Source organism: Pseudomonas sp. GM49 (genome assembly GCF_000282355.1).
GTDB lineage: Bacteria > Pseudomonadota > Gammaproteobacteria > Pseudomonadales > Pseudomonadaceae > Aquipseudomonas.
The window spans coordinates 1-19,095 of the sequence record NZ_AKJL01000008.1; the positions used below are offsets into that span (position 1 = coordinate 1).

Below are 19,095 nucleotides of genomic sequence, written 5' to 3' on the forward strand. Positions count from 1 at the left end.
GGGGGGGGGCTGCCGATGTAACGTTACCGTCGATGAGTTGCACCGAGTAGTAGCGCGGTTTCTGTACCGCCGGTACCGATAACACGATTGGCTCCGCACGCAAGTCCATAAATAACATGGAATACGGCGTATCACTGTTCGGAGTTTTTGTCTGCGGCGTAGTCGTACATGATCGCGTAGTTCAAATATCATCGTGCAGCCAGTGGCTCTCGTTAGTAGGGTTTTCATCAACATGCATCTCCAATCGTCAAGTCGGATGAGTGAGTTGGTCAACTAGCTACTAATCAGGCGTTAGCATTTGCTCAAAGCATGAGTTCGCATAACGCACTTTGATTTATCTGAAGATGCTCACTGCTACAGACAGCGCCTGCTGTAGTAGGGGGGCTGACTGTGGAGTTATGTTTTGTCTATGGAATTTCAATCCACAAGTAACTGCGTGTTGTTTGTTGAGTCTATGGTGTGATTCACGCTTCGGGGTGGCGATGCCAATGATCGAGGGCAAGACCTGTATGCGCATGGTGGGAGTATTCGGGGGGATGGTTCTGAGACGTTGTATGGCGCTCAAAGGGTGGAGTTCGAGGTTGCTCGGGCCATCAAGGCGCGACGATTGCTGAACGAATGCCGGGCAACCAGGGGGTGCCGAGTAAATCGCTCAGATCGTCGCCTGCCTCAATAGACGTCAGAGGGCAAAGGTCGCCGCAAGGCCATGGTGGCCATCCTGCGCTCCAGCGATCAGGTGCAGTGGAATGTTCTGGTGCGCATCAATGGACGGTACCTCGAAGCTTCCTACAATCTGAAGGTGTCGCTCGCTCAGTTCGGTCGACTCTGCTGCTTTTTCCTTAGCCATTCTCGCGTGGTTCATTGCGATTTCGTTGAGCGTTGACACGTTACATCTCCCGGTGACTGACCAAGCGTATCGCTGGAGTCCTTAAGCATTGATTGAATGGCTGCGGCGTCAGAGTTATGTCGTTCCGGCGCTGCTACGCGCGTACTTTGCAATCCTCAAGCCACGGATGCGAGTGATTTTTTCGTTGGATTTTCGCAGGCGACGAATGGCGGGCCGCTGTGGGTGATAGCCCGGTTTCTTTGTCATTACGGCGTAAACTAGTAGTGCTGCCTCATTGAAAGGAGCCGCCTATGAACGCCGATCAAATCATCAAGCAGGCATCTGTGGACAAGACTGTTTGGGATCAATACTTCTGCGCTGCATTGATTGCCGAAAGCAATTTGACTGCCCCGGTTGTTGGCGGGGCTACCCACGAAGACAGGCAAAACCTGTTGATCGAGAGGGCCAAAACCCTTGCCGACAAAATGATGGAAAACCGAAGATAAACAGAGCCCAGCCACCGCGCTGGGCTCTTTGCATGCAGGGTTGTGCTCCGATGCGGGCGATGTGCGTATTGCGGTTCAGGCGATCAGCTCTACCTTGCCGCTTGCCAGGCGATAAATGCCTCCCACGATCTTCAACATGCCCTTGCTCTGCGCATCGGTCAGCAATGGCGAGGCCTGTTTCAGGCTGTTGACAGAATTTTTGACGTTCTGCACGGTGGCGTTTTCCATCAAGCTCCCGGGTTGCTTCAGCACTGTCTCGATAGCCGACTTGAGTGCATCAGTCAGTTTCGGGATATGGCCAGGGAAAATCGTCTGATCCTTGACTGCCTTGATGCCTGCCTCGATGGCGCCACAGCTCTCATGACCGAGTACGAGAATCAGCGGTGCGCCCAGTACGGCAACCCCGTATTCAAGGCTGGCCAAGCCTTCCGGGGTCACGAAGTTGCCCGCGACACGGATGGAGAAAAGATCGCCTCGCGCGGTATCAAACGCATATTCCGGGGCGATCCGCGAGTCAGAGCAGCTCAGTACTGCCACGAACGGATTTTGACCGGATACCAGGGCCTCTCGCTCAGCTTTGAAGTCGTGTGTCGTGGAAGTACCGCTTACATATCGTTTATTGCCCTCCATCAGTCTTTTCAACGCCATATCGGGACTGATTACGTTTTGAGGTTTTGGTGGGGCTGACGCTTTTTCGGCTGCCTGGATGATCTGGCCGGGCAGTGTGCCGGTCAGCAGCAAGGCGCCTGCGCTCAATCCGGCAAATTGAAGAAAACGACGACGGCCTGTTGTGTTTGAAGCAGAGCTTGAATCACATGATTCACACATGATTTTGTTTACTCAGTTCAATGCGGTGAGAGTGAATTGCTGTTGTGGCTGGTATTGTCACGGACGCTCAATACCAGCGCAGTGGAGTCTAGTCGGTCTGTCATATTGTGTACCGGGCATTGTCAGCAGATGCCGTGCAAGCAGCCATTTCATGGGCTACTACTGTCAGGCTCATACAACTTCGACCTGGCAGGAGTTTCTCGATGCTGACTCACTGGTTACTAGCGGCGGTTCATCTTCTGGCAGTTGCCTTGGGATTCTGGGCGGTACTTGTTCGAGGCACGGCTTTTCGGCGTCTGGCCGACGGGGCAGGAGAAGTGCGCAGTGTTCTGATGGCGGACAATATCTGGGGTATTTCAGCTGTCGTTTTACTGATCAGCGGGGGGATGCGAGCCTTTGGCGGGTACGAGAAAGGCACGGACTATTACCTGCATCAGCCGCTGTTTCATCTGAAGATGACGCTGTTCGTCCTGATCTTGCTGCTGGAGATTGCGCCAATGGTGACGCTGATCAAATGGCGGATAGCGCTTGCCCGTAAAGATGCGATCGATACAGGCCGTGCGAAGCTGTTTGCACGGATCAGTCATATCGAAGCGCTGCTGGTGCTGCTGATGGTGGTAGCGGCGACTGGCATGGCGCGTGGGGTGATGATTGGTTAACTACGAAGTGAGCGCGACCTTCCTTGGGGTAAACCAGAAAAGTCCGACAGCCAGAGCGTTGAGCTTGTCGCTAGTATCGACCCCTGGGGGCTGGTGTGGGAAAGCAGGCGGAAGCGATGCGATGCTGAATCTTTAGCCAGCCGTGATTCCGGACTGAACGGGCTGGCTACTGACTGCAACAGAATTCAGGATTGCGGCTTTTCCGGGGCGGTCAGGCCGGCCTGAATGCGCTGATAAATTTCTTCACGATGCACTGCAACGTCCTTCGGAGCGTTGATGCCGATCCTGACTTGCTGGCCGCTTACGCCCAGGATGGTGATCGTAATGTCATCACCAATGTTTATGCTTTCACCGACTTTGCGGGTGAGTATCAGCATGGTCTTCTCCTTGATTGCTATGTGGGGCACCTGATTCGGACAGTGCAGAGGTCGGTGGTATGTATAGATTAGTGCGAAGTCTGACGGTTTGGGTGCCTCTTTCTGACGCGCAGATGTGGCATTAATTCCCAAGGCGTAACTATACAGAGGCCGCAACCATCATTCTCCTTGTTTTGAGCCCATTTTACGGCACTCGTGAAGTATTCATGGATGTTAAAATCGCTGCTTTATGCATTTAGAGGGAAGCGCCGTGCGCAAAATGGTTCTGGTAATCGCGATATTGGCACTGGCGGGATGTGGTGAGGGTAGCAGTGTGGATGCACCGAAGCCTAAACCGGCTATGGCCGCCATGCCCGCGCCAGTGTCTGGCCCGCAATGGGATCTTGAAGTGCGAGGTGAAACCCCTCAGGCAGTCAGCGATTTGAGTGGCTGGCTGATCGAGCACAGTTTCATGTCCAGCGTCGTCAAGGAAAATGGCAATACGCGAATCCTGATGGGGCCGTTCAATTCCAAAGCCGAGGCCGAAGCCAAGCAGGATGAAGTCCGTGCGGCGCTCACTCGCGCGAAAAAACAGAACATCGAATTGCTGGTGCTTGAGCGTCCGGCCGCTCAATAACTTTCTGTAGCGACAGACAAACAAAAAAGGCCTCGGTTGTTTAGCTCCGAAGCCTTTTTTTGTTTCAGGTGTTGCCTGGGTTCAGCCGCAGGCCTTCATGTCTACCGGGCCGACGAACTCGTTGCCACGCCCCATGACGCACCCCACGCTCTGGTTGCGTTGCCGCTCCCAGGCCTGTACCGGATAGGTTTTGTCCCAGGCTTCGTACAGTTGCCGATCCTGTTTCGACAGGCGCAAACCATACTGCTTGCTCATGTAGAAGTAGGTCCGTGCGATCATGCCGCGAATGGAAGGGCGGGGCATGACTTTCCTGGCCTTGAAGTCGATCTGGGTCAGGCACGAACCATATTGCCCCGACTGCTCGGGCAGCCATCCAAAGCTGAAGTTGCTGCGATCGCCGTTGACCTCGCCAATGCTGGGCACCAGGTTGTGCAAATCAGCTTCGGCCTTCTGGTAAACCGGATCGTGGCGGGTGCAGTTCTTGCGGCCGCCCTCTTGCCAGCACTGGCGTTGATGACCGATTTGCCAGGCCGGAACAATATGCTCCCACTCGATGCGGGCTGCGCGTTTGGCATTCTTGCGTGGCACATAACCGCAAGCGGCAAGGTTCACCCGGTTGCCGGTGTACTTGCAGCCACAGTAAAACTCGGTGGATTGGGGGGCGTAGAGTTTCCACGCCACCTTTTTCGCTTCGGTGAAGGTGCGCGGAGCGTCGGCTTGCGCGCCCACGACAAAAAACAGGAACAACAAAGCAAACCAGCGGACGCTCATCGACTCAATCTTCCTTCGGCAAAACCCAGAAAATCTGCACGCCGCCATCGTCGCGATAGGCGAGGGTGACGTTGTCGTTCTCGTCGATTTCTTCCAGCAAGCGTTCCCATTCATCCACCGGCTCGTCAGGCAGGCGGAAGATCAGCGCTGCCCTAGCCTTTTGTGCGGTGGGAGAGTTGATGATTTTCTGAACGCGCAGGCCCATGCGTACATAGGTGTCAGGAGAGGCAGAGGTGGTGTCCACGGAATTATCCTTATTAAGCTGTACGTGCATACAGTATTTAACTGTAGGCCATTTCGCAACTGCTTAAAAATCAAGAAAATCCTCTGACAGCGGTTTGTTCCATTTGGCGTAAGGCGAAGGGAGTTTTTTGTCAGATCCAGCGGCAGCCAATCGCCAAGGCTGGCGAATGGCGCCGGGGTGCCCGACCGGATCCGGTCGGGCGATGGCGAATCAGTATTCCCAGAACATCCGTTGCAGCTCTTTGCTGTCGTTGGTTTTGGTCAGCGCGACCATCGCCAGGATCCGGGCCTTTTGCGGGTTCAGATCGTGGGCCACGACCCAGTCGTATTTATCGTCAGGCTGTTCGGCATTGCGCAATACAAAGCCGCCGGCATTGACATGGGAAGAGCGAATGATCTGCACGCCATCCTTGCGCAAGGTTTGCAGGGTTGGCACTACCCGCGACGATACCGAGCCATTGCCAGTGCCTGCGTGGATGATGGCTTTCGCGCCTGACTGAACCAGGGCCTTGTAGGCGGTATCGCTGACGTTGCCGTAGGAATAGGCGATCTCGACGTCAGGCAGGCTCTTGATGGTTTTGATGTCGAATTCGGAATCCATGGTGTGGCGCTTGGCCGGCAAGCGGAACCAGTAGGATTTGCCTTCTACTACCATGCCCAGCGGACCCCAGGCACTTTTAAACGCTTCGGTCTTGATGTTGATCATTTTACTGACGTCGCGACCCGACTGGATTTCATCGTTCATGGTCACCAGCACACCTTTGCCCCGCGCATCTTTGCTGCTGGCCACGGCCACCGCGTTGTACAGGTTCAGCATGCCATCGGCAGACATCGCGGTGCCTGGGCGCATGGAGCCCACGACGATGATCGGCTTCTCGGTTTTTTCCACCAGGTTCAGGAAGTACGCCGTTTCTTCCAGGGTGTCGGTGCCGTGGGTGATCACGATGCCATCAACGTCTTTGCTGTCGGCCAGCTCAGCTACGCGGCGACCCAGTTGCAGCAGGTTTTCGTTGGTGATGCTTTCGGAAGCGATTTGCATGACCTGTTCGCCGCGAACGTTAGCCAATTGGCTCAGTTCAGGAACGCCGGCGATCAACTGTTCAATGCCGACTTTCGCCGCTTGATAGGTCGCGCTGTTGGCGGCGCTGGCGCCCGCGCCGGCGATGGTGCCGCCGGTGGCCAAAATCACCACGTTGGCCAGTTTCTGTTGGGTTTCGGTTTCTTTGGCCTGAAGGGCGGTGGGCAGAAGCAGCAGGAGGGCCAAGGCGCCCGGAACAAAGGTCTTGAGTGCAGATGTCATTATTTTTCTCTTCTAGTTGTGAGACGGTGCTGATGCAAGTTCATCTAGATACGCCCCAGGCGAATCTGAACGCTGGGGGTGCAAGGGGAAGAGCAGGATCCGTACCAGTAATACTTTGAATCGAAAAACACGCTTAACTTAATGATTTGTAACGGTATTGCTGTTTGTGTCCGGAATGGTTTCAGGTCCGGGCGTCCGGATTGCCGAACATGTTTAACTTTCGCGTTCGGCTCTCCGAAACGGATTGCAGTCATGTTTAAGATTTCAACGGGTCAAATCATCAGTAATGACTAAAGAAACGCGCGCGTCGGTCGATGCTCCTTCAAGGGATCTGTTTCTTCAGGAGTTCACATGTCGTTATCCGTTGGTATTCCAAATGCAGCTGGCATCACCATCGGTGGCAAATCGGCTACTACCCTTCGTGCTTTAGGTGACGAGACAACTGATGCGGCCACTCAAGCGCCGGGTGCAAAGGAAAGCGACGGTACCCGGGTCAAAACGGGCCCGGTAGGGCTGGGAGAAAGTGCCGGCGCAAAGGCCGAATCGGAAACCGGCGATAACACCAGCGTAACGGTGAAGGTCTTGCTCAAGCGTCTGAAGGAGCTGCAGCAGCAATTGCGCGAGCAACAGCAGCAACTGGCGCAGGCCCAGGCGGCGTCCTATCCGACTCCGGAAGCCAAGACCACCGCGGTAGGGGCCATTCAGGGGCAGGTTGCCGAAACCAACGCCGCCATCCTGCAAGTGAGCGCGAGTCTGATCAAAGAGCTGACCAAGGGTTCTGGCACGGGATCGGTGGTCAACACCACGGCATGAGCTGAATGCCGTTTTTCGCTGATCATCCGTGAAAGCACTTTTCCTGTCGTTGACAAATATCGGCAGGATTCGCATAGTTTGGCTCTCGCAAACGTTTGCGCGGCTCCAGTGATGACTCTTCATCGCAGGGCCGTGAAGCTTACGTCAGCGCAAGCGTTGCTCACAATAATCATAAGATCGGAGTGAACCCATGAAGCTGCCATTCGCTGGACGCCTTCTCGCTGTCGCTATGCTGGCTGCCGCATCCGCTGCACTGCCTGTCTCTTCGGCCTTTGCTGAATCCACGGAAAAACCCAAAGTCGCACTGGTCATGAAATCCCTGGCCAACGAGTTCTTCCTGACAATGGAAGACGGCGCCAAGGCCTACCAGAAAGATCACTCCGGCGAATTCGACCTCATCTCTAACGGCATCAAGGATGAAACCGACACCGCGGGCCAGACGCGCATCGTCGAGCAGATGATTCTGGCCAAGGTCAATGCACTGGTGATTGCGCCGGCGGACTCCAAAGCGATGGTTCCGGTGATCAAGAAAGCCATCGATGCCGGTATCACCGTGATCAACATCGATAACCAGCTGGACCCCGCCGTCGTCAAAAGCAAAAACATCGATGTTCCGTTCGTAGGCCCGGACAACCGCAAGGGCGCACGGCTGGTGGGTGACTACCTGGCCAGGCAGCTGAAGGCTGGTGACGAAGTCGGCATCATCGAAGGTGTGTCCACCACCACCAATGCGCAGCAGCGGACTGCGGGTTTCAAGGATGCGATGGAGGCGGCGCAGATCAAGGTCGTGTCCCTGCAATCCGGTGACTGGGAGATCGATAAAGGCAACAAGGTAGCCGCGTCGATTCTCAGTGAATACCCGCAAACCAAGGCCCTGTTGGCCGGCAACGACAGCATGGCGGTCGGCGCGGTATCTGCCGTGCGCGCCGCGGGCAAGGCCGGCAAGGTACAAGTGGTTGGCTACGACAACATCAATGCCATCCAGCCAATGCTCAAGGATGGTCGCGTGCTGGCCACGGCGGACCAGTTCGCGGCCAGGCAGGCGGTGTTCGGCATCGAGACTGCACTGAAAATTCTCAAGGGCGAGAAGGTCGACGGCGGCGCCAATGGCGTGATCGAAACACCGGTAGAACTGGTCACCAAGTAGCCCTCTGGCGACACAGCGGCGCTCGTCCAGCCGGACGGGCGCATGGAGAGTTTTTATGTCAGTTTCCGTCCCGAACGCTGTCCTCTCGGTCGGTGGTATCGGCAAGACCTACGCCCAACCGGTGTTGACCGGCATCGACCTGACGCTCATGCGCGGTGAAGTGCTGGCGCTGACCGGCGAGAACGGGGCAGGCAAAAGCACGCTTTCCAAAATCATTGGCGGACTGGTGACGCCAACCACCGGTCAGATGCAGTTTCAGGGGCGGGACTATCGCCCCGGAAGCCGGGCTCAGGCTGAAGCGCTGGGTATCCGCATGGTCATGCAGGAACTTAATCTGTTGCCGACCTTGTCGGTGGCGGAAAACCTGTTTCTTCACAAGTTGCCCAACAACGGCGGCTGGATCAATCGCAAGCAGTTGCGCAAGGCCGCCATCGAGGCCATGGCTCAGGTCGGGCTCGACGCCATTGACCCGGATACCCTGGTCGGCGAACTGGGCATCGGTCATCAGCAAATGGTGGAGATCGCCCGCAACCTTATCGGCGATTGTCATGTGCTGATTCTCGATGAGCCGACCGCGATGCTCACTGCACGCGAAGTCGAAATGCTGTTCGAGCAGATCGTCCGTCTGCGGGCTCGCGGCGTAGCGATCATCTATATCTCTCATCGCCTCGAAGAGCTGGCGCGGGTCGCGCAGCGCATTGCCGTGCTGCGCGACGGCAACCTGGTCTGTGTCGCGCCGATGGCCAACTACAACAGCGAGCAACTGGTCACCTTGATGGTCGGGCGCGAGCTCGGCGAACACATCGATATGGGGGCGCGCAAGATCGGCGCTCCGATGTTGACGGTCGAAGGCCTGACCCGTTCCGACAAGGTGCGCGACGTGTCGTTCGAAGTCCGTGCCGGCGAGATTTTCGGGATTTCCGGTTTGATCGGGGCGGGGCGCACCGAGTTGCTGCGTCTGATTTTCGGAGCTGATATCGCCGACAGCGGCACGATTGCCCTGGGGGCGCCGGCGCGGGTCGTCAGCATCCGTTCGCCGGTGGATGCGGTGGGTCATGGCATCGCGTTGATCACTGAGGATCGCAAGGGCGAAGGCCTTTTGTTGACACAGTCGATCGGCGCCAATATCGCCTTGGGCAACATGTCCGGCATCTCCAGCGCTGGCCTTGTCGACAATGATGACGAGAACGCCCTGGCCCAGCGTCAGATCGACGCCATGCGAATCCGCAGTTCCGGCCCGGCACAGTTGGTGTCTGAGCTGTCCGGCGGCAATCAGCAGAAAGTCGTCATCGGTCGCTGGCTGGAGCGCGATTGCTCGGTACTGCTGTTCGACGAGCCGACCCGCGGCATCGACGTCGGCGCCAAGTTCGATATCTACAACCTGCTCGGTGAGTTGACCCGCAAAGGCAAGGCGCTGGTGGTGGTTTCCAGCGACTTGCGCGAGCTGATGCTGATCTGTGACCGGATCGGTGTGCTGTCGGCAGGAAGCCTGATCGATACATTCGATCGCGACAGCTGGACCCAGGATGAGTTGCTCGCCGCGGCTTTCGCCGGCTACCAAAAACGTGATGCGCAGCTCTTTGAAGCCGCGCCTAGGGATCTTCCATGAAAACCGCTTCTTTCGCCGGCACTCGCAGTGGCAACTTCTACGGCCTGGGTACCTATCTGGGCCTGGCAGGCGCCTTGTCGGCGATGATCGTGCTGTTCTCGATGCTGAGCAGTCATTTCCTGTCCTACGATACTTTCAGCACCCTGGCCAACCAGATTCCGGACCTGATGGTGCTGGCGGTCGGCATGACCTTTGTGTTGATCATTGGTGGCATCGACCTGTCGGTAGGCTCGGTGCTGGCGCTGGCGGCCTCGACCGTGAGCGTGGCGATTCTTGGCTGGGGCTGGGGCGTGCTGCCGGCGGCGCTGCTGGGTATGGCCATCGCGGCGCTTGCAGGTACCATCACCGGCTCGATCACGGTGGCGTGGCGGATACCGTCGTTCATCGTGTCCCTGGGTGTGCTGGAAATGGCTCGCGGGGTGGCGTACCAGATGACCGGTTCGCGCACGGCCTATATCGGCGATGCGTTCGCCTGGTTATCCAACCCGATTGCCTTCGGCATTTCACCGTCGTTCATCATTGCGTTGCTGATCATTTTCATCGCCCAGGCCGTGTTGACCCGCACGGTGTTCGGGCGCTACCTGATCGGTATCGGCACCAACGAAGAGGCTGTGCGGCTGGCGGGGATCAATCCGAAGCCTTACAAAATCCTGGTCTTCAGCCTGATGGGATTGCTCGCCGGTATTGCCGCGTTGTTCCAGATTTCTCGCCTGGAAGCTGCGGACCCGAATGCCGGTTCCGGTCTTGAGTTGCAGGTGATCGCAGCTGTCGTGATCGGCGGGACCAGCCTGATGGGCGGGCGCGGCTCGGTGATCAGCACGTTTTTTGGCGTCCTGATCATTTCCGTACTGGCCGCGGGACTGGCGCAGATCGGCGCAACCGAGCCAACCAAACGCATCATTACCGGCGCGGTGATCGTGGTGGCGGTGGTGCTGGACACCTATCGCAGTCAACGCGCAAGCCGGCGGACCTGAGTCATGGCGACTATCAAAGATGTGGCAGCCCTTGCCGGCATTTCCTACACCACGGTTTCCCATGTGGTGAACAGGACCCGCCCGGTCAGTGAAGAAGTCCGGATCAAGGTCGAGGCTGCAATCCAGACCCTCGACTACGTCCCCAGCGCCGTGGCCCGTTCGCTCAAGGCCAAGACCACGGCGACCATCGGCCTGTTGGTGCCCAACAGCCTCAACCCGTATTTCGCCGAACTGGCCCGGGGTATCGAGGATTACTGCGAGCGAAACGGTTACTGCGTCATCCTGTGCAACTCCGACGACAATCCGGACAAGCAGCGCAGCTACCTGCGTGTGCTGCTGGAAAAACGCATCGACGGCCTGATTGTCGCTTCGGCCGGCGGCGACAGTGGCCTGGTACAAGGCCTGAAAGGCGTCCGCACCCCCATGGTCATCGTCGACCGTGGACTGGAAGGTGTCGATGCGGATCTGGTGCGCATCGACCATGAATACGGCGCGTATCTGGCGACCCGGCACCTGTTGGAGTTGGGGCACCGGGATATCGCCACGATCAGCGGACCGGAAAACACCAGTGTGGCGCAGATGCGTTTGGCGGGATATCGCAGGGCCTTGAAAGAGGCGGGTGTCGAAGTCTCTCCCGAGCGCATGCTGGAAAGCGATTTCACCAGCACCGGCGGTTACAGCGCCGCCGCGATTTTGCTGAAAAGCAATCCGCCTAGCGCCATTTTTGCGGCCAACGACATGATCGGCATCGGCGTGCTACGGGCCGCCGCCGAGCGCAATATTCGCGTACCGAGCGAGTTGTCGGTGATCGGCTTCGACGATATCCAGATGAGTCGGTATGTCTATCCGTCGTTGACCACGGTCGGGCAATCGATCCTGCAACTCGGCGAAATGGCCGCCGAAGTGCTTTTACGACGGATCGCCACGCCAGACCTGATGACCGATCAGCGAATCGTGACGCCGAGTATCGTCATACGTGAATCGACGGCGCCGCTGGCCGGCGTGTTTGCCCACTTCCGTTGAAACAGAGAGCCGTTGAAAACAGAAAGCCGCTAAACCAACAGCGCCGCCGAAACAGAATCGATGAGTAGCAATGTATGCCAGCAAAAGTAGTGGTGATAGGCAGTTTGAATATGGACCTGGTGACCCGGGCGCCGCGCTTGCCCAAGGGCGGTGAAACGTTGATTGGCGAATCGTTTGCCACCGTCTCCGGTGGCAAGGGCGCCAATCAGGCCGTGGCTGCGGCGCGGCTGGGAGCACAGGTGTCGATGATCGGGTGCGTGGGCAATGACGCTTATGGTGAGGCACTGCGCGGGGCGCTGCTGGCCGAGCAGATCGATTGTCAGGCAGTCAGCACCGTTGACGGTTCCAGCGGCGTGGCGTTGATTGTGGTCGACGACAACAGTCAGAACACGATCGTGATCGTCCCTGGTGCCAATGGTGCATTGAGCGCTGAAGCCATTGACCGTTTTGATTCGGTGATACAAGCGGCGGACGTGCTCATCTGTCAGCTGGAAGTGCCCGATGCCTCTGTTGGTCATGCGCTCAAGCGCGGCCGTGAACTGGGCAAGACGGTCATCCTCAACCCGGCACCGGTCAGCCGTCCGCTGCCATCGGACTGGTATGCGTCTATCGATTACCTGATTCCCAACGAGAGTGAAGCATCGGCCCTGAGCGGTCTGTCGGTGGACTCTCTGGAAACCGCACAAGCCGCGGCGACCCGTCTGGTTGCCATGGGCGCCGGCAAAGTGATCATCACGCTCGGCGCGCAAGGCTCGCTGTTTGCCGATGGCCAACGTTTCGAACATTTCCCCGCACCCGTCGTAAAGGCTGTCGATACCACGGCGGCCGGCGATACGTTTGTGGGCGGTTTCGCTGCGGCGCTGGCCGCGGGTCAAGATGAGGTGCAGGCGATCCGCTTCGGGCAGGTGGCTGCGGCGCTGTCGGTTACCCGTGCGGGTGCGCAACCTTCAATTCCTGTCTTGAGCGATGTACAGGCGTTTAACACACAATGAAAAAGACACCACTGCTCAATATTGCACTGTCGCGGCTGATTGCCTCATTGGGGCATGGCGACATGGTTGTCATCGGGGACGCCGGTTTGCCGGTTCCGCCGGGTGTTGAATTGATCGACCTGGCCCTGACCCATGGCATTCCGGATTTTGTCAGCACCTTGAAGGTGGTGCTCAGTGAGATGCAGGTCGAAAGCCATGTGCTGGCTCAGGAAATCTTCGATAAAAAGCCGTCGGCCCTGGTCGCGCTGGATGAGCTGGACGGCGCAGACGCGTTGGGTCGGCGTGAGGTTCTCAGCCATGAACAATTCAAGGCCCTGAGCCGACAAGCGAGAGCGATTGTTCGTACAGGCGAGTGCCAGCCGTACTGCAACATTGTGCTGGTCGCCGGTGTAACGTTTTGACTGGCTGTCCACGTTTTGATCTCCCCGGTGCAAGGAGTGCGCTACATATCGCTATGCTCAGAAACTGCACCCACTGCTCCGGAGTCTGCTGCTTTTGTCCCTGATTACCGCAACGAACGCCCAGGCGGCGGATAAAATCGACTTGATCATCGACACCGATCCAGGGGCTGACGATGTCGTTGCCTTGTTGTTCGCACTGGCATCGCCCGACGAACTGAATGTCCGGGCATTGACCACCGTTGCGGGCAACGTTCGCCTGGACAAGACATCGCGCAATGCACGATTGGCCCGGGAATGGGCGGGGCGCGAAGAGGTTCCGGTCTATGCGGGGGCGCCGAGGCCTCTGATGCGTACACCCATCTACGCTGAGGACATTCATGGCAAGGAAGGGTTGTCGGGCATTGCCGTGCATGAGCCCAGGCAAGGCCTGGCCAAGGGCAGCGCCATCACTTATCTGATCGAAACCCTGAAATCTGCTAAACCCCACAGCATCACCATCGCCATGCTTGGCCCGCAGACCAACCTGGCCCTGGCGCTGATCCAGGAGCCGGAGATCGTTCAGGGCATCAGGGAAGTGGTGGTCATGGGCGGTGCGCACTTCAATGGCGGCAACATCACGCCGGTGGCCGAGTTCAACCTGTTCGCCGACCCGCAGGCGGCCGAAGTGGTACTCAACAGTGGCGTGAAGCTTACCTACCTGCCGCTGGATGTGACCCACAAGATCCTTACCAGCGAAGCGCGCCTGAAACAGATTGCCGCGATGAACAACAACGCCAGCCGATTGGTGGGCGATATTCTCAATGAATACATCAAAGGCGACATGGAACACTACGGCATTCCGGGCGGCCCGGTGCATGACGCCACGGTTGTCGCTTACCTGCTCAAGCCGCAATTGTTCAGCGGTCGTTCGGTCAATGTGGTTGTCGACAGCCGTGAAGGCCCGACCTTTGGGCAGACCATTGTCGACTGGTATGACGCCTTGAAAGCGCCAAAGAATGCCTTCTGGGTCGAAAGCGGCGATGCCCAGGGCTTCTTCGATCTGCTGACCGAGCGCCTGGCTCGCTTGAAGTAAGCATCATCTCCCATAGATGTTTGCCAGCCGGTTTCACTCCCGCCCGCTGACCGCTTCGGCCTTTTGGTCCGACAGATGTTTCTCGAAAATCTGCTCGATGAACGATTGGGCGGCTTCGGTTCCAAGGTCCCTGACCAGAAGGTCGATACCGATAATGGCGAGCTCTTCCGTGCTGCCTGGACTGTAGGAGCTGTGGCCGTCTTGCCACTTGGCCTTGATGTCAGCGTCGATGCTTACGGTGGTCATGATGGCACTCGTCAAATCGGGGAAGTCTGAGTGCCGAGTTAACCATTTTGCGGGGCTTTTGACACGTCGACTTAGGCGTGAAAGGAGTGCTGTGCGACACTTGGTCTCTGACGAATATTCAAGGAGTGCGCAGTGCAGATCGATTTGAACTCCCCGGATGGCCTGACCCTTGAGGCGGTGCGTCAGTTGCTGGCCAGCGCCAGTGACGATGAGCACACCCAGTTGCGGGTCACTAAAGGAGGCATTGCCTATATCTCCTCCGGTGTCGTGGGCGGTACCGATATCGACGGCTTGCTGTTTCGACTTGAAACCTGGGCCAAGGGCTCCGGTTATGTCGGGCGGGTCGCGGCCAGCGATGAGGTCTGGGTCATGCAAATCTTCAATGCCTTGAGAGAGAACTGGCCCAATCCGCCTTACGACTATATCGACGTCTATTGAGCGTCGTTCATATTCAGTCACGATTGAGTGGTTAAGGGGAGGGCGATGCTCAGGCAAAATCGCGGCTCGTCCGGATTGCGGGCAGGGTGCTAGCACTGCCTGCCTGTGAAACCAAACGCCAGTCTGGTTGTCGCACGATCTCAGCTCAATCTTTGAAATAAGGAGGCTTCATGCCTTGGAAGCTCGCGTCATTGGGTACTTTGCTGGCCGTTGCCACGCTGGCCGGTTGCAGCACTACCTCTACGGAGTCGGCAACAGTTGATGTTGCGACGACTGACACGGGTCACAGCCGCTGTGAAGCGAAGGCTGCCGAGTTCACCATCGGCAAACAGGCATCGCCGCAACTGCTTGAGCAGGCGCGTACCCGCGCTGGAGCGCAAAGCGCGCGGTTCCTGCTGCCAACCGATATGGTGACGCTGGAGTACCGTTCCGATCGCCTGAACCTGAACACCGATGCCAGCAGGGTGGTCACCCGGGTCAACTGCGGCTGATCCTCAGGTTTTTGTTTCACCCATAAAAAACCCCGTCACATGGACGGGGTTTTTCTAGTGCGCCTGGAAATTACTCTGGGCGAACTTGAGCAGCTTGCATACCCTTTTGGCCTTTCTCAGCCACGAAGGAAACAGTCTGGCCTTCTTTCAGGCTTTTGAAACCGTCGCTTTCGATAGCTTTGAAGTGTACGAACAGGTCGTCACCGCCACCTTGAGGAGTGATGAAGCCGAAGCCTTTTTCATCGTTGAACCATTTAACGGTGCCGGTTTGGCGATTAGACATGGTGTATCTCCAAGAAACATATATTTTCAGTAGTACTGTGCTGCTCAGGCCAACTGGGCACACCCGAGTATCATAGTCGAAATGTTCGGTTTGGGAGCCCCCCAGACGCGTTGTTTGCTTTCATATTGCACGTCTTTCACTGCCATGAATGGCTGTGAGCCCCGGTTTCAGGGGGTTTGCGCTGCAAAATAGGGGGTTAAAAAAACCCGTAAAAGCTGCGTAAATTATGTGAATCAGCCGATATTTGGCTGTTTTAGGCCCCCGGATCACTCAAAGATAGTCCTGCGCGGCTCTATTTCTGGACTCTGCACACCGAGATTTCTTTCAGGGCGCGCTGGCTCAATTCAGGGCCAACTGGATTGTTTTTGTCCATCAACTGCGCGATTTCTTGAGTGGTGAATTTCTTTTCCAGAACGTCGGCGCCACATGCACAGTGTTTTTTCGCTTCGGCCGGGTTAATACTTTGGCTGGCAGCTTTTGTGCAGTCGCCCATGTACTGCGCTTTCACGCCCGCTGGCCAGGCAGCGTGGGCGCTCAGGGGCAGCAGCAAGGCTAGCGGAGCAGCGATGGCAAAAAGACGGATAAGGCGCATGACAGGAACTCCTTGGGGTCGATATCTGGGGCGATTCTCAGTCAATTTGAGGCGGCTCGTATATCTCAAGTTCACTTTGCGCCATAAAAGTGAGGAGATTTTCACCGTCTGATTGCGTGCAGGCCGATAACCGTTCATCTGTGCTAGCATGCCCCGCTCGGGCGTTTGCAGGCTCCGATGGACCTTCAGTCCCGGTAGCGGCAGAGGCACGATTAACCCTGATTTGAATCCCAGTCACTCTGGTTCGGTTTCCCGGTTGGCCGCAAGGCTCCTGCCGCTGTAAGGCAGGCGTTCGTCATTGAATGGCCTGGACCGGATCTTGTACTGGCTCATCCCAACCCACGTGACCTTTGGTAGGGGTCACCACTAGGAGAGGAGGCGCCATGCCAACTATTACTCTTCCCGACGGCAGTCAACGTTCATTCGATCACCCGGTTTCCGTAGCCGAGGTCGCCGCATCCATCGGTGCTGGCCTGGCCAAGGCCACCGTTGCCGGCAAGGTCGATGGCAAGCTGGTCGACGCCAGCGATATCATCGACAGCGACGCGTCGCTGCAAATCATCACGCCAAAGGATGAAGAGGGGCTGGAGATCATTCGCCACTCTTGCGCCCACCTGGTTGGCCACGCGGTCAAGCAGCTGTATCCGACTGCCAGGATGGTCATCGGTCCGGTCATCGACGAAGGTTTCTATTACGACATCGCCTTCGAGCGTCCTTTCACCCCGGACGACCTGGCGGCCATCGAACAGCGCATGCAGCAGCTGATCGAGAAAGATTACGACGTGATCAAGAAAGTCACTCCGCGCGCCGAAGTGATCGAAGTGTTCAAGGCCCGTGGCGAAGACTACAAGTTGCGCCTGGTCGAAGACATGCCGAACGAGCAGGCCATGGGCCTGTACTATCACGAAGAATACGTCGACATGTGCCGCGGTCCGCACGTGCCGAACACCCGCTTCCTGAAATCCTTCAAGCTGACCAAGCTGTCCGGCGCCTACTGGCGCGGCGATGCCAAGAACGAGCAACTGCAGCGCGTCTACGGCACCGCATGGGCGGACAAGAAGCAACTGTCGGCTTACATCCAGCGCATTGAAGAAGCCGAAAAACGCGACCACCGCAAGATCGGCAAGCGCCTGGGCCTGTTCCACACCCAGGAAGAGTCGCCGGGCATGGTGTTCTGGCACCCGAACGGCTGGACTTTGTACCAGGTGCTCGAGCAGTACATGCGCAAGGTTCAGCTCGACAACGGCTACCTCGAAATCAAGACGCCGCAAGTCGTTGACCGCAGCCTGTGGGAGAAATCCGGGCACTGGGCCAACTACGCCGACAACATGTTCACCACGCAGTCGGAAAACCGCGACTACGCAATCAAGCCAATGAACTGCCCTTGCCACGTGCAGGTGTTCAACCAGGGCCTGAAAAGCTACCGCGAGCTGCCGATGCGCCTGGCCGAGTTCGGTGCATGCCACCGTAACGAGCCATCGGGTGCCTTGCACGGCATCATGCGCGTGCGCGCATTCACCCAGGACGACGCCCACATCTTCTGCACCGAAGAGCAGATGCAGGCCGAGTCCGCTGCGTTTATCAAGCTGACCATGGACGTCTACGCCGATTTCGGCTTTAAAGATGTCGAAATGAAGCTGTCCACTCGTCCGGAAAAACGCGTCGGTTCCGACGAGCTTTGGGATCGCGCCGAAGCTGCACTGGCCGCAGCCCTTGATAGCGCGGGCCTGCCGTACGATCTGCAGCCGGGCGAGGGTGCTTTCTACGGTCCGAAGATCGAGTTCTCGCTGAAAGATTGCCTCGGTCGCGTCTGGCAATGTGGTACCCTGCAGCTCGATTTTAACCTGCCTGTGCGTCTGGGAGCCGAATACGTCTCTGAAGACAACAGCCGCAAGCACCCGGTGATGTTGCACCGGGCGATCCTGGGGTCCTTCGAGCGGTTCGTCGGAATCCTGATCGAGCACTACGAAGGTGCGTTCCCTGCGTGGCTGGCTCCGACCCAGGCAGTGGTGATGAATATCACTGATAAACAGGCTGATTTTGCCGCCGAAGTGGAAAAAACTCTCAACGAAAGCGGGTTTCGTGCCAAGTCTGACTTGAGAAATGAAAAGATCGGCTTTAAAATCCGCGAGCATACTTTGCTCAAGGTTCCTTATCTCTTGGTTATCGGAGATCGGGAAGTCGAGATGCAGACTGTCGCTGTGCGTACTCGTGAAGGTGCTGACCTGGGCTCGATGCCCGTCGCCCAGTTCGCTGAGTTCCTCGCCCAAGCGGTTTCCCGGCGTGGTCGCCAAGATTCGGAGTAATTATTATTAAGCGTGAAATGAGACAAGATAAACGAACTGCACCGAAAGCCCCGATCAACGAGAATATCTCGGCACGCGAGGTTCGGTTAATTGGGGCTGAAGGTGAACAGCTCGGGATTGTGTCAATCGAAGACGCGCTTCTTAAGGCTGAAGAGGCCAAGCTGGATCTGGTGGAGATTTCCGCCGATGCAGTACCACCTGTTTGCAAACTGATGGACTACGGCAAATCGATCTTCGAAAAGAAGAAGCAGATTGCTGCGGCCAAGAAAAACCAGAAGCAGATTCAGGTTAAAGAAATCAAGTTTCGTCCAGGGACGGAGGAAGGGGATTACCAGGTAAAACTGCGCAACCTGGTACGTTTCCTGAGTGACGGGGACAGGGCCAAGGTATCCTTGCGATTCCGCGGCCGTGAGATGGCCCACCAGGAGCTGGGGATGGAACTCCTCAAGCGAGTTGAAGGTGACTTGCTCGAGTACGGTTCGGTCGAACAGCATCCTAAGATGGAAGGACGCCAGCTGATCATGGTCATCGCCCCGAAAAAGAAGAAGTAATCAACAGGGCACGGCAGGCCTTCTGATTATG

General features: G+C 57.2%; 24 protein-coding genes and 1 pseudogene. 15 read left to right on the forward strand and 10 right to left on the reverse strand.

Features of this window, described 5'->3' with window-relative positions; all coding sequences use genetic code 11:
• Together PMI29_RS30685 and PMI29_RS28660 are read right to left on the reverse strand one after the other, a co-directional pair.
• Positions 1–145 (reverse strand): annotated as a pseudogene (locus PMI29_RS30685) (DUF1254 domain-containing protein); the annotation flags it as partial.
• 534 nt (positions 146–679) lie between these two features.
• Positions 680–886, reverse strand: a complete 207-nt coding sequence (locus PMI29_RS28660; protein WP_007993362.1) for a hypothetical protein — start codon at positions 884–886, stop codon at positions 680–682.
• Positions 887–1,137: 251 nt separating this feature from the next.
• Between PMI29_RS28660 and PMI29_RS28655 the strand changes: the two genes are divergently transcribed.
• On the forward strand, positions 1,138–1,332 hold the full coding sequence (locus PMI29_RS28655; RefSeq protein ID WP_007993363.1) for a hypothetical protein: 195 nt from the start codon (positions 1,138–1,140) through the stop codon (positions 1,330–1,332).
• Between the two features lie 75 nt (positions 1,333–1,407).
• Here PMI29_RS28655 and PMI29_RS28650 read toward each other — a convergent pair whose 3' ends face one another.
• On the reverse strand, positions 1,408–2,160 hold the full coding sequence (locus PMI29_RS28650) for a carbonic anhydrase (RefSeq protein WP_033051890.1): 753 nt from the start codon (positions 2,158–2,160) through the stop codon (positions 1,408–1,410).
• A 203-nt stretch (positions 2,161–2,363) separates the two neighbouring features.
• Between PMI29_RS28650 and PMI29_RS28645 the strand changes: the two genes are divergently transcribed.
• The gene (locus tag PMI29_RS28645) at positions 2,364–2,819 is read left to right on the forward strand and encodes a DUF2214 family protein (RefSeq protein ID WP_007993366.1); all 456 of its coding nucleotides are present in this window, start codon (positions 2,364–2,366) and stop codon (positions 2,817–2,819) included.
• A gap of 185 nt (positions 2,820–3,004) precedes the next feature.
• On the opposite strand, the gene csrA is transcribed toward PMI29_RS28645, so the two are convergent.
• Entirely contained in the window at positions 3,005–3,196 is a 192-nt protein-coding gene (gene csrA, locus PMI29_RS28640) for a carbon storage regulator CsrA (RefSeq protein WP_007975691.1), read from the reverse strand.
• Between the two features lie 250 nt (positions 3,197–3,446).
• Between csrA and PMI29_RS28635 the strand changes: the two genes are divergently transcribed.
• Complete coding sequence (locus tag PMI29_RS28635; RefSeq protein WP_007993368.1) at positions 3,447–3,812, forward strand: hypothetical protein; 366 nt, start codon at positions 3,447–3,449, stop codon at positions 3,810–3,812.
• A gap of 81 nt (positions 3,813–3,893) precedes the next feature.
• On the opposite strand, the gene PMI29_RS28630 is transcribed toward PMI29_RS28635, so the two are convergent.
• From PMI29_RS28630 to PMI29_RS28620, 3 genes are all read right to left on the reverse strand, one after another.
• Entirely contained in the window at positions 3,894–4,583 is a 690-nt protein-coding gene (locus PMI29_RS28630) for an endonuclease (protein ID WP_007993369.1), read from the reverse strand.
• A gap of 4 nt (positions 4,584–4,587) precedes the next feature.
• Positions 4,588–4,857 carry a DUF1654 domain-containing protein gene (locus PMI29_RS28625; RefSeq protein WP_050548055.1) on the reverse strand — a complete coding sequence of 90 codons (270 nt, stop codon included), beginning with the start codon at positions 4,855–4,857 and terminating at the stop codon, positions 4,588–4,590.
• 180 nt (positions 4,858–5,037) lie between these two features.
• Positions 5,038–6,126 carry an asparaginase gene (locus PMI29_RS28620; RefSeq protein ID WP_007993372.1) on the reverse strand — a complete coding sequence of 363 codons (1,089 nt, stop codon included), beginning with the start codon at positions 6,124–6,126 and terminating at the stop codon, positions 5,038–5,040.
• 351 nt (positions 6,127–6,477) lie between these two features.
• On the opposite strand from PMI29_RS28620, the gene PMI29_RS28615 reads away from it, so the two are divergent.
• The 8 genes from PMI29_RS28615 (at position 6,478) to PMI29_RS28580 (ending at position 14,157) form a co-directional block, all read left to right on the forward strand.
• Entirely contained in the window at positions 6,478–6,939 is a 462-nt protein-coding gene (locus PMI29_RS28615; RefSeq protein WP_007993374.1) for a hypothetical protein, read from the forward strand.
• Positions 6,940–7,129: 190 nt separating this feature from the next.
• Positions 7,130–8,086 (forward strand): sugar ABC transporter substrate-binding protein, encoded by a 957-nt coding sequence (locus tag PMI29_RS28610; protein WP_007993376.1) that lies wholly within the window; start codon positions 7,130–7,132, stop codon positions 8,084–8,086.
• A 55-nt stretch (positions 8,087–8,141) separates the two neighbouring features.
• Positions 8,142–9,695, forward strand: coding sequence for a sugar ABC transporter ATP-binding protein (locus tag PMI29_RS28605; RefSeq protein ID WP_007993377.1), 1,554 nt, complete (start codon positions 8,142–8,144; stop codon positions 9,693–9,695).
• The gene (locus PMI29_RS28600; protein ID WP_007993379.1) at positions 9,692–10,669 is read left to right on the forward strand and encodes an ABC transporter permease; all 978 of its coding nucleotides are present in this window, start codon (positions 9,692–9,694) and stop codon (positions 10,667–10,669) included. The genes PMI29_RS28605 and PMI29_RS28600 overlap by 4 nt, the downstream gene beginning before the upstream one ends.
• 3 nt (positions 10,670–10,672) lie before the next feature.
• Positions 10,673–11,692 carry a LacI family DNA-binding transcriptional regulator gene (locus tag PMI29_RS28595; protein ID WP_007993381.1) on the forward strand — a complete coding sequence of 340 codons (1,020 nt, stop codon included), beginning with the start codon at positions 10,673–10,675 and terminating at the stop codon, positions 11,690–11,692.
• A 74-nt stretch (positions 11,693–11,766) separates the two neighbouring features.
• Positions 11,767–12,684 (forward strand): ribokinase, encoded by a 918-nt coding sequence (rbsK, locus tag PMI29_RS28590; protein WP_007993383.1) that lies wholly within the window; start codon positions 11,767–11,769, stop codon positions 12,682–12,684.
• Positions 12,681–13,085: a D-ribose pyranase gene (gene rbsD, locus PMI29_RS28585; RefSeq protein ID WP_007993385.1), complete on the forward strand. Its 405-nt coding sequence runs from the start codon at positions 12,681–12,683 to the stop codon at positions 13,083–13,085. The genes rbsK and rbsD overlap by 4 nt, the downstream gene beginning before the upstream one ends.
• Before the next feature lie 94 nt (positions 13,086–13,179).
• Entirely contained in the window at positions 13,180–14,157 is a 978-nt protein-coding gene (locus PMI29_RS28580) for a nucleoside hydrolase (RefSeq protein ID WP_007993386.1), read from the forward strand.
• A gap of 33 nt (positions 14,158–14,190) precedes the next feature.
• On the opposite strand, the gene PMI29_RS28575 is transcribed toward PMI29_RS28580, so the two are convergent.
• Positions 14,191–14,403, reverse strand: coding sequence for a hypothetical protein (locus PMI29_RS28575; RefSeq protein ID WP_007993387.1), 213 nt, complete (start codon positions 14,401–14,403; stop codon positions 14,191–14,193).
• Between the two features lie 132 nt (positions 14,404–14,535).
• Between PMI29_RS28575 and PMI29_RS28570 the strand changes: the two genes are divergently transcribed.
• Both PMI29_RS28570 and PMI29_RS28565 read left to right on the forward strand, forming a co-directional pair.
• Positions 14,536–14,841 (forward strand): hypothetical protein, encoded by a 306-nt coding sequence (locus tag PMI29_RS28570; RefSeq protein WP_007993389.1) that lies wholly within the window; start codon positions 14,536–14,538, stop codon positions 14,839–14,841.
• Between the two features lie 170 nt (positions 14,842–15,011).
• Complete coding sequence (locus PMI29_RS28565; protein ID WP_007993392.1) at positions 15,012–15,332, forward strand: I78 family peptidase inhibitor; 321 nt, start codon at positions 15,012–15,014, stop codon at positions 15,330–15,332.
• 70 nt (positions 15,333–15,402) lie between these two features.
• Here PMI29_RS28565 and PMI29_RS28560 read toward each other — a convergent pair whose 3' ends face one another.
• Together PMI29_RS28560 and PMI29_RS28555 are read right to left on the reverse strand one after the other, a co-directional pair.
• On the reverse strand, positions 15,403–15,615 hold the full coding sequence (locus PMI29_RS28560; RefSeq protein WP_003179963.1) for a cold-shock protein: 213 nt from the start codon (positions 15,613–15,615) through the stop codon (positions 15,403–15,405).
• 292 nt (positions 15,616–15,907) lie between these two features.
• On the reverse strand, positions 15,908–16,207 hold the full coding sequence (locus PMI29_RS28555; protein WP_007993394.1) for a hypothetical protein: 300 nt from the start codon (positions 16,205–16,207) through the stop codon (positions 15,908–15,910).
• A 383-nt stretch (positions 16,208–16,590) separates the two neighbouring features.
• On the opposite strand from PMI29_RS28555, the gene thrS reads away from it, so the two are divergent.
• Both thrS and infC read left to right on the forward strand, forming a co-directional pair.
• Positions 16,591–18,513 (forward strand): threonine--tRNA ligase, encoded by a 1,923-nt coding sequence (gene thrS, locus PMI29_RS28550; RefSeq protein WP_007993396.1) that lies wholly within the window; start codon positions 16,591–16,593, stop codon positions 18,511–18,513.
• Positions 18,513–19,064, forward strand: coding sequence for a translation initiation factor IF-3 (gene infC, locus PMI29_RS0129745; protein ID WP_172435703.1), 552 nt, complete (start codon positions 18,513–18,515; stop codon positions 19,062–19,064). Before thrS ends, infC begins: the two co-directional genes overlap by 1 nt.
• The last annotated feature ends 31 nt before the right edge of the window (positions 19,065–19,095 follow it).

Excerpts from the sequence above, each read along its gene's own strand:
- csrA (WP_007975691.1), bottom strand. The coding sequence starts at position 3,196 with ATGCTGATACTCACCCGCAAAGTCGGTGAAAGCATAAACATTGGTGAT.
- PMI29_RS28595 (WP_007993381.1), top strand. The coding sequence starts at position 10,673 with ATGGCGACTATCAAAGATGTGGCAGCCCTTGCCGGCATTTCCTACACC.
- PMI29_RS28615 (WP_007993374.1), top strand. The coding sequence starts at position 6,478 with ATGTCGTTATCCGTTGGTATTCCAAATGCAGCTGGCATCACCATCGGT.
- PMI29_RS28610 (WP_007993376.1), top strand. The coding sequence starts at position 7,130 with ATGAAGCTGCCATTCGCTGGACGCCTTCTCGCTGTCGCTATGCTGGCT.
- PMI29_RS28645 (WP_007993366.1), top strand. The coding sequence starts at position 2,364 with ATGCTGACTCACTGGTTACTAGCGGCGGTTCATCTTCTGGCAGTTGCC.
- PMI29_RS28620 (WP_007993372.1), bottom strand. The coding sequence starts at position 6,126 with ATGACATCTGCACTCAAGACCTTTGTTCCGGGCGCCTTGGCCCTCCTG.
- thrS (WP_007993396.1), top strand. The coding sequence starts at position 16,591 with ATGCCAACTATTACTCTTCCCGACGGCAGTCAACGTTCATTCGATCAC.
- PMI29_RS28650 (WP_033051890.1), bottom strand. The coding sequence starts at position 2,160 with ATGTGTGAATCATGTGATTCAAGCTCTGCTTCAAACACAACAGGCCGT.
- PMI29_RS28575 (WP_007993387.1), bottom strand. The coding sequence starts at position 14,403 with ATGACCACCGTAAGCATCGACGCTGACATCAAGGCCAAGTGGCAAGAC.
- PMI29_RS28605 (WP_007993377.1), top strand. The coding sequence starts at position 8,142 with ATGTCAGTTTCCGTCCCGAACGCTGTCCTCTCGGTCGGTGGTATCGGC.
- PMI29_RS28630 (WP_007993369.1), bottom strand. The coding sequence starts at position 4,583 with ATGAGCGTCCGCTGGTTTGCTTTGTTGTTCCTGTTTTTTGTCGTGGGC.
- PMI29_RS28555 (WP_007993394.1), bottom strand. The coding sequence starts at position 16,207 with ATGCGCCTTATCCGTCTTTTTGCCATCGCTGCTCCGCTAGCCTTGCTG.
- PMI29_RS28565 (WP_007993392.1), top strand. The coding sequence starts at position 15,012 with ATGCCTTGGAAGCTCGCGTCATTGGGTACTTTGCTGGCCGTTGCCACG.
- rbsK (WP_007993383.1), top strand. The coding sequence starts at position 11,767 with ATGCCAGCAAAAGTAGTGGTGATAGGCAGTTTGAATATGGACCTGGTG.
- PMI29_RS28655 (WP_007993363.1), top strand. The coding sequence starts at position 1,138 with ATGAACGCCGATCAAATCATCAAGCAGGCATCTGTGGACAAGACTGTT.
- PMI29_RS28600 (WP_007993379.1), top strand. The coding sequence starts at position 9,692 with ATGAAAACCGCTTCTTTCGCCGGCACTCGCAGTGGCAACTTCTACGGC.
- PMI29_RS28625 (WP_050548055.1), bottom strand. The coding sequence starts at position 4,857 with ATGCACGTACAGCTTAATAAGGATAATTCCGTGGACACCACCTCTGCC.
- rbsD (WP_007993385.1), top strand. The coding sequence starts at position 12,681 with ATGAAAAAGACACCACTGCTCAATATTGCACTGTCGCGGCTGATTGCC.
- PMI29_RS28560 (WP_003179963.1), bottom strand. The coding sequence starts at position 15,615 with ATGTCTAATCGCCAAACCGGCACCGTTAAATGGTTCAACGATGAAAAA.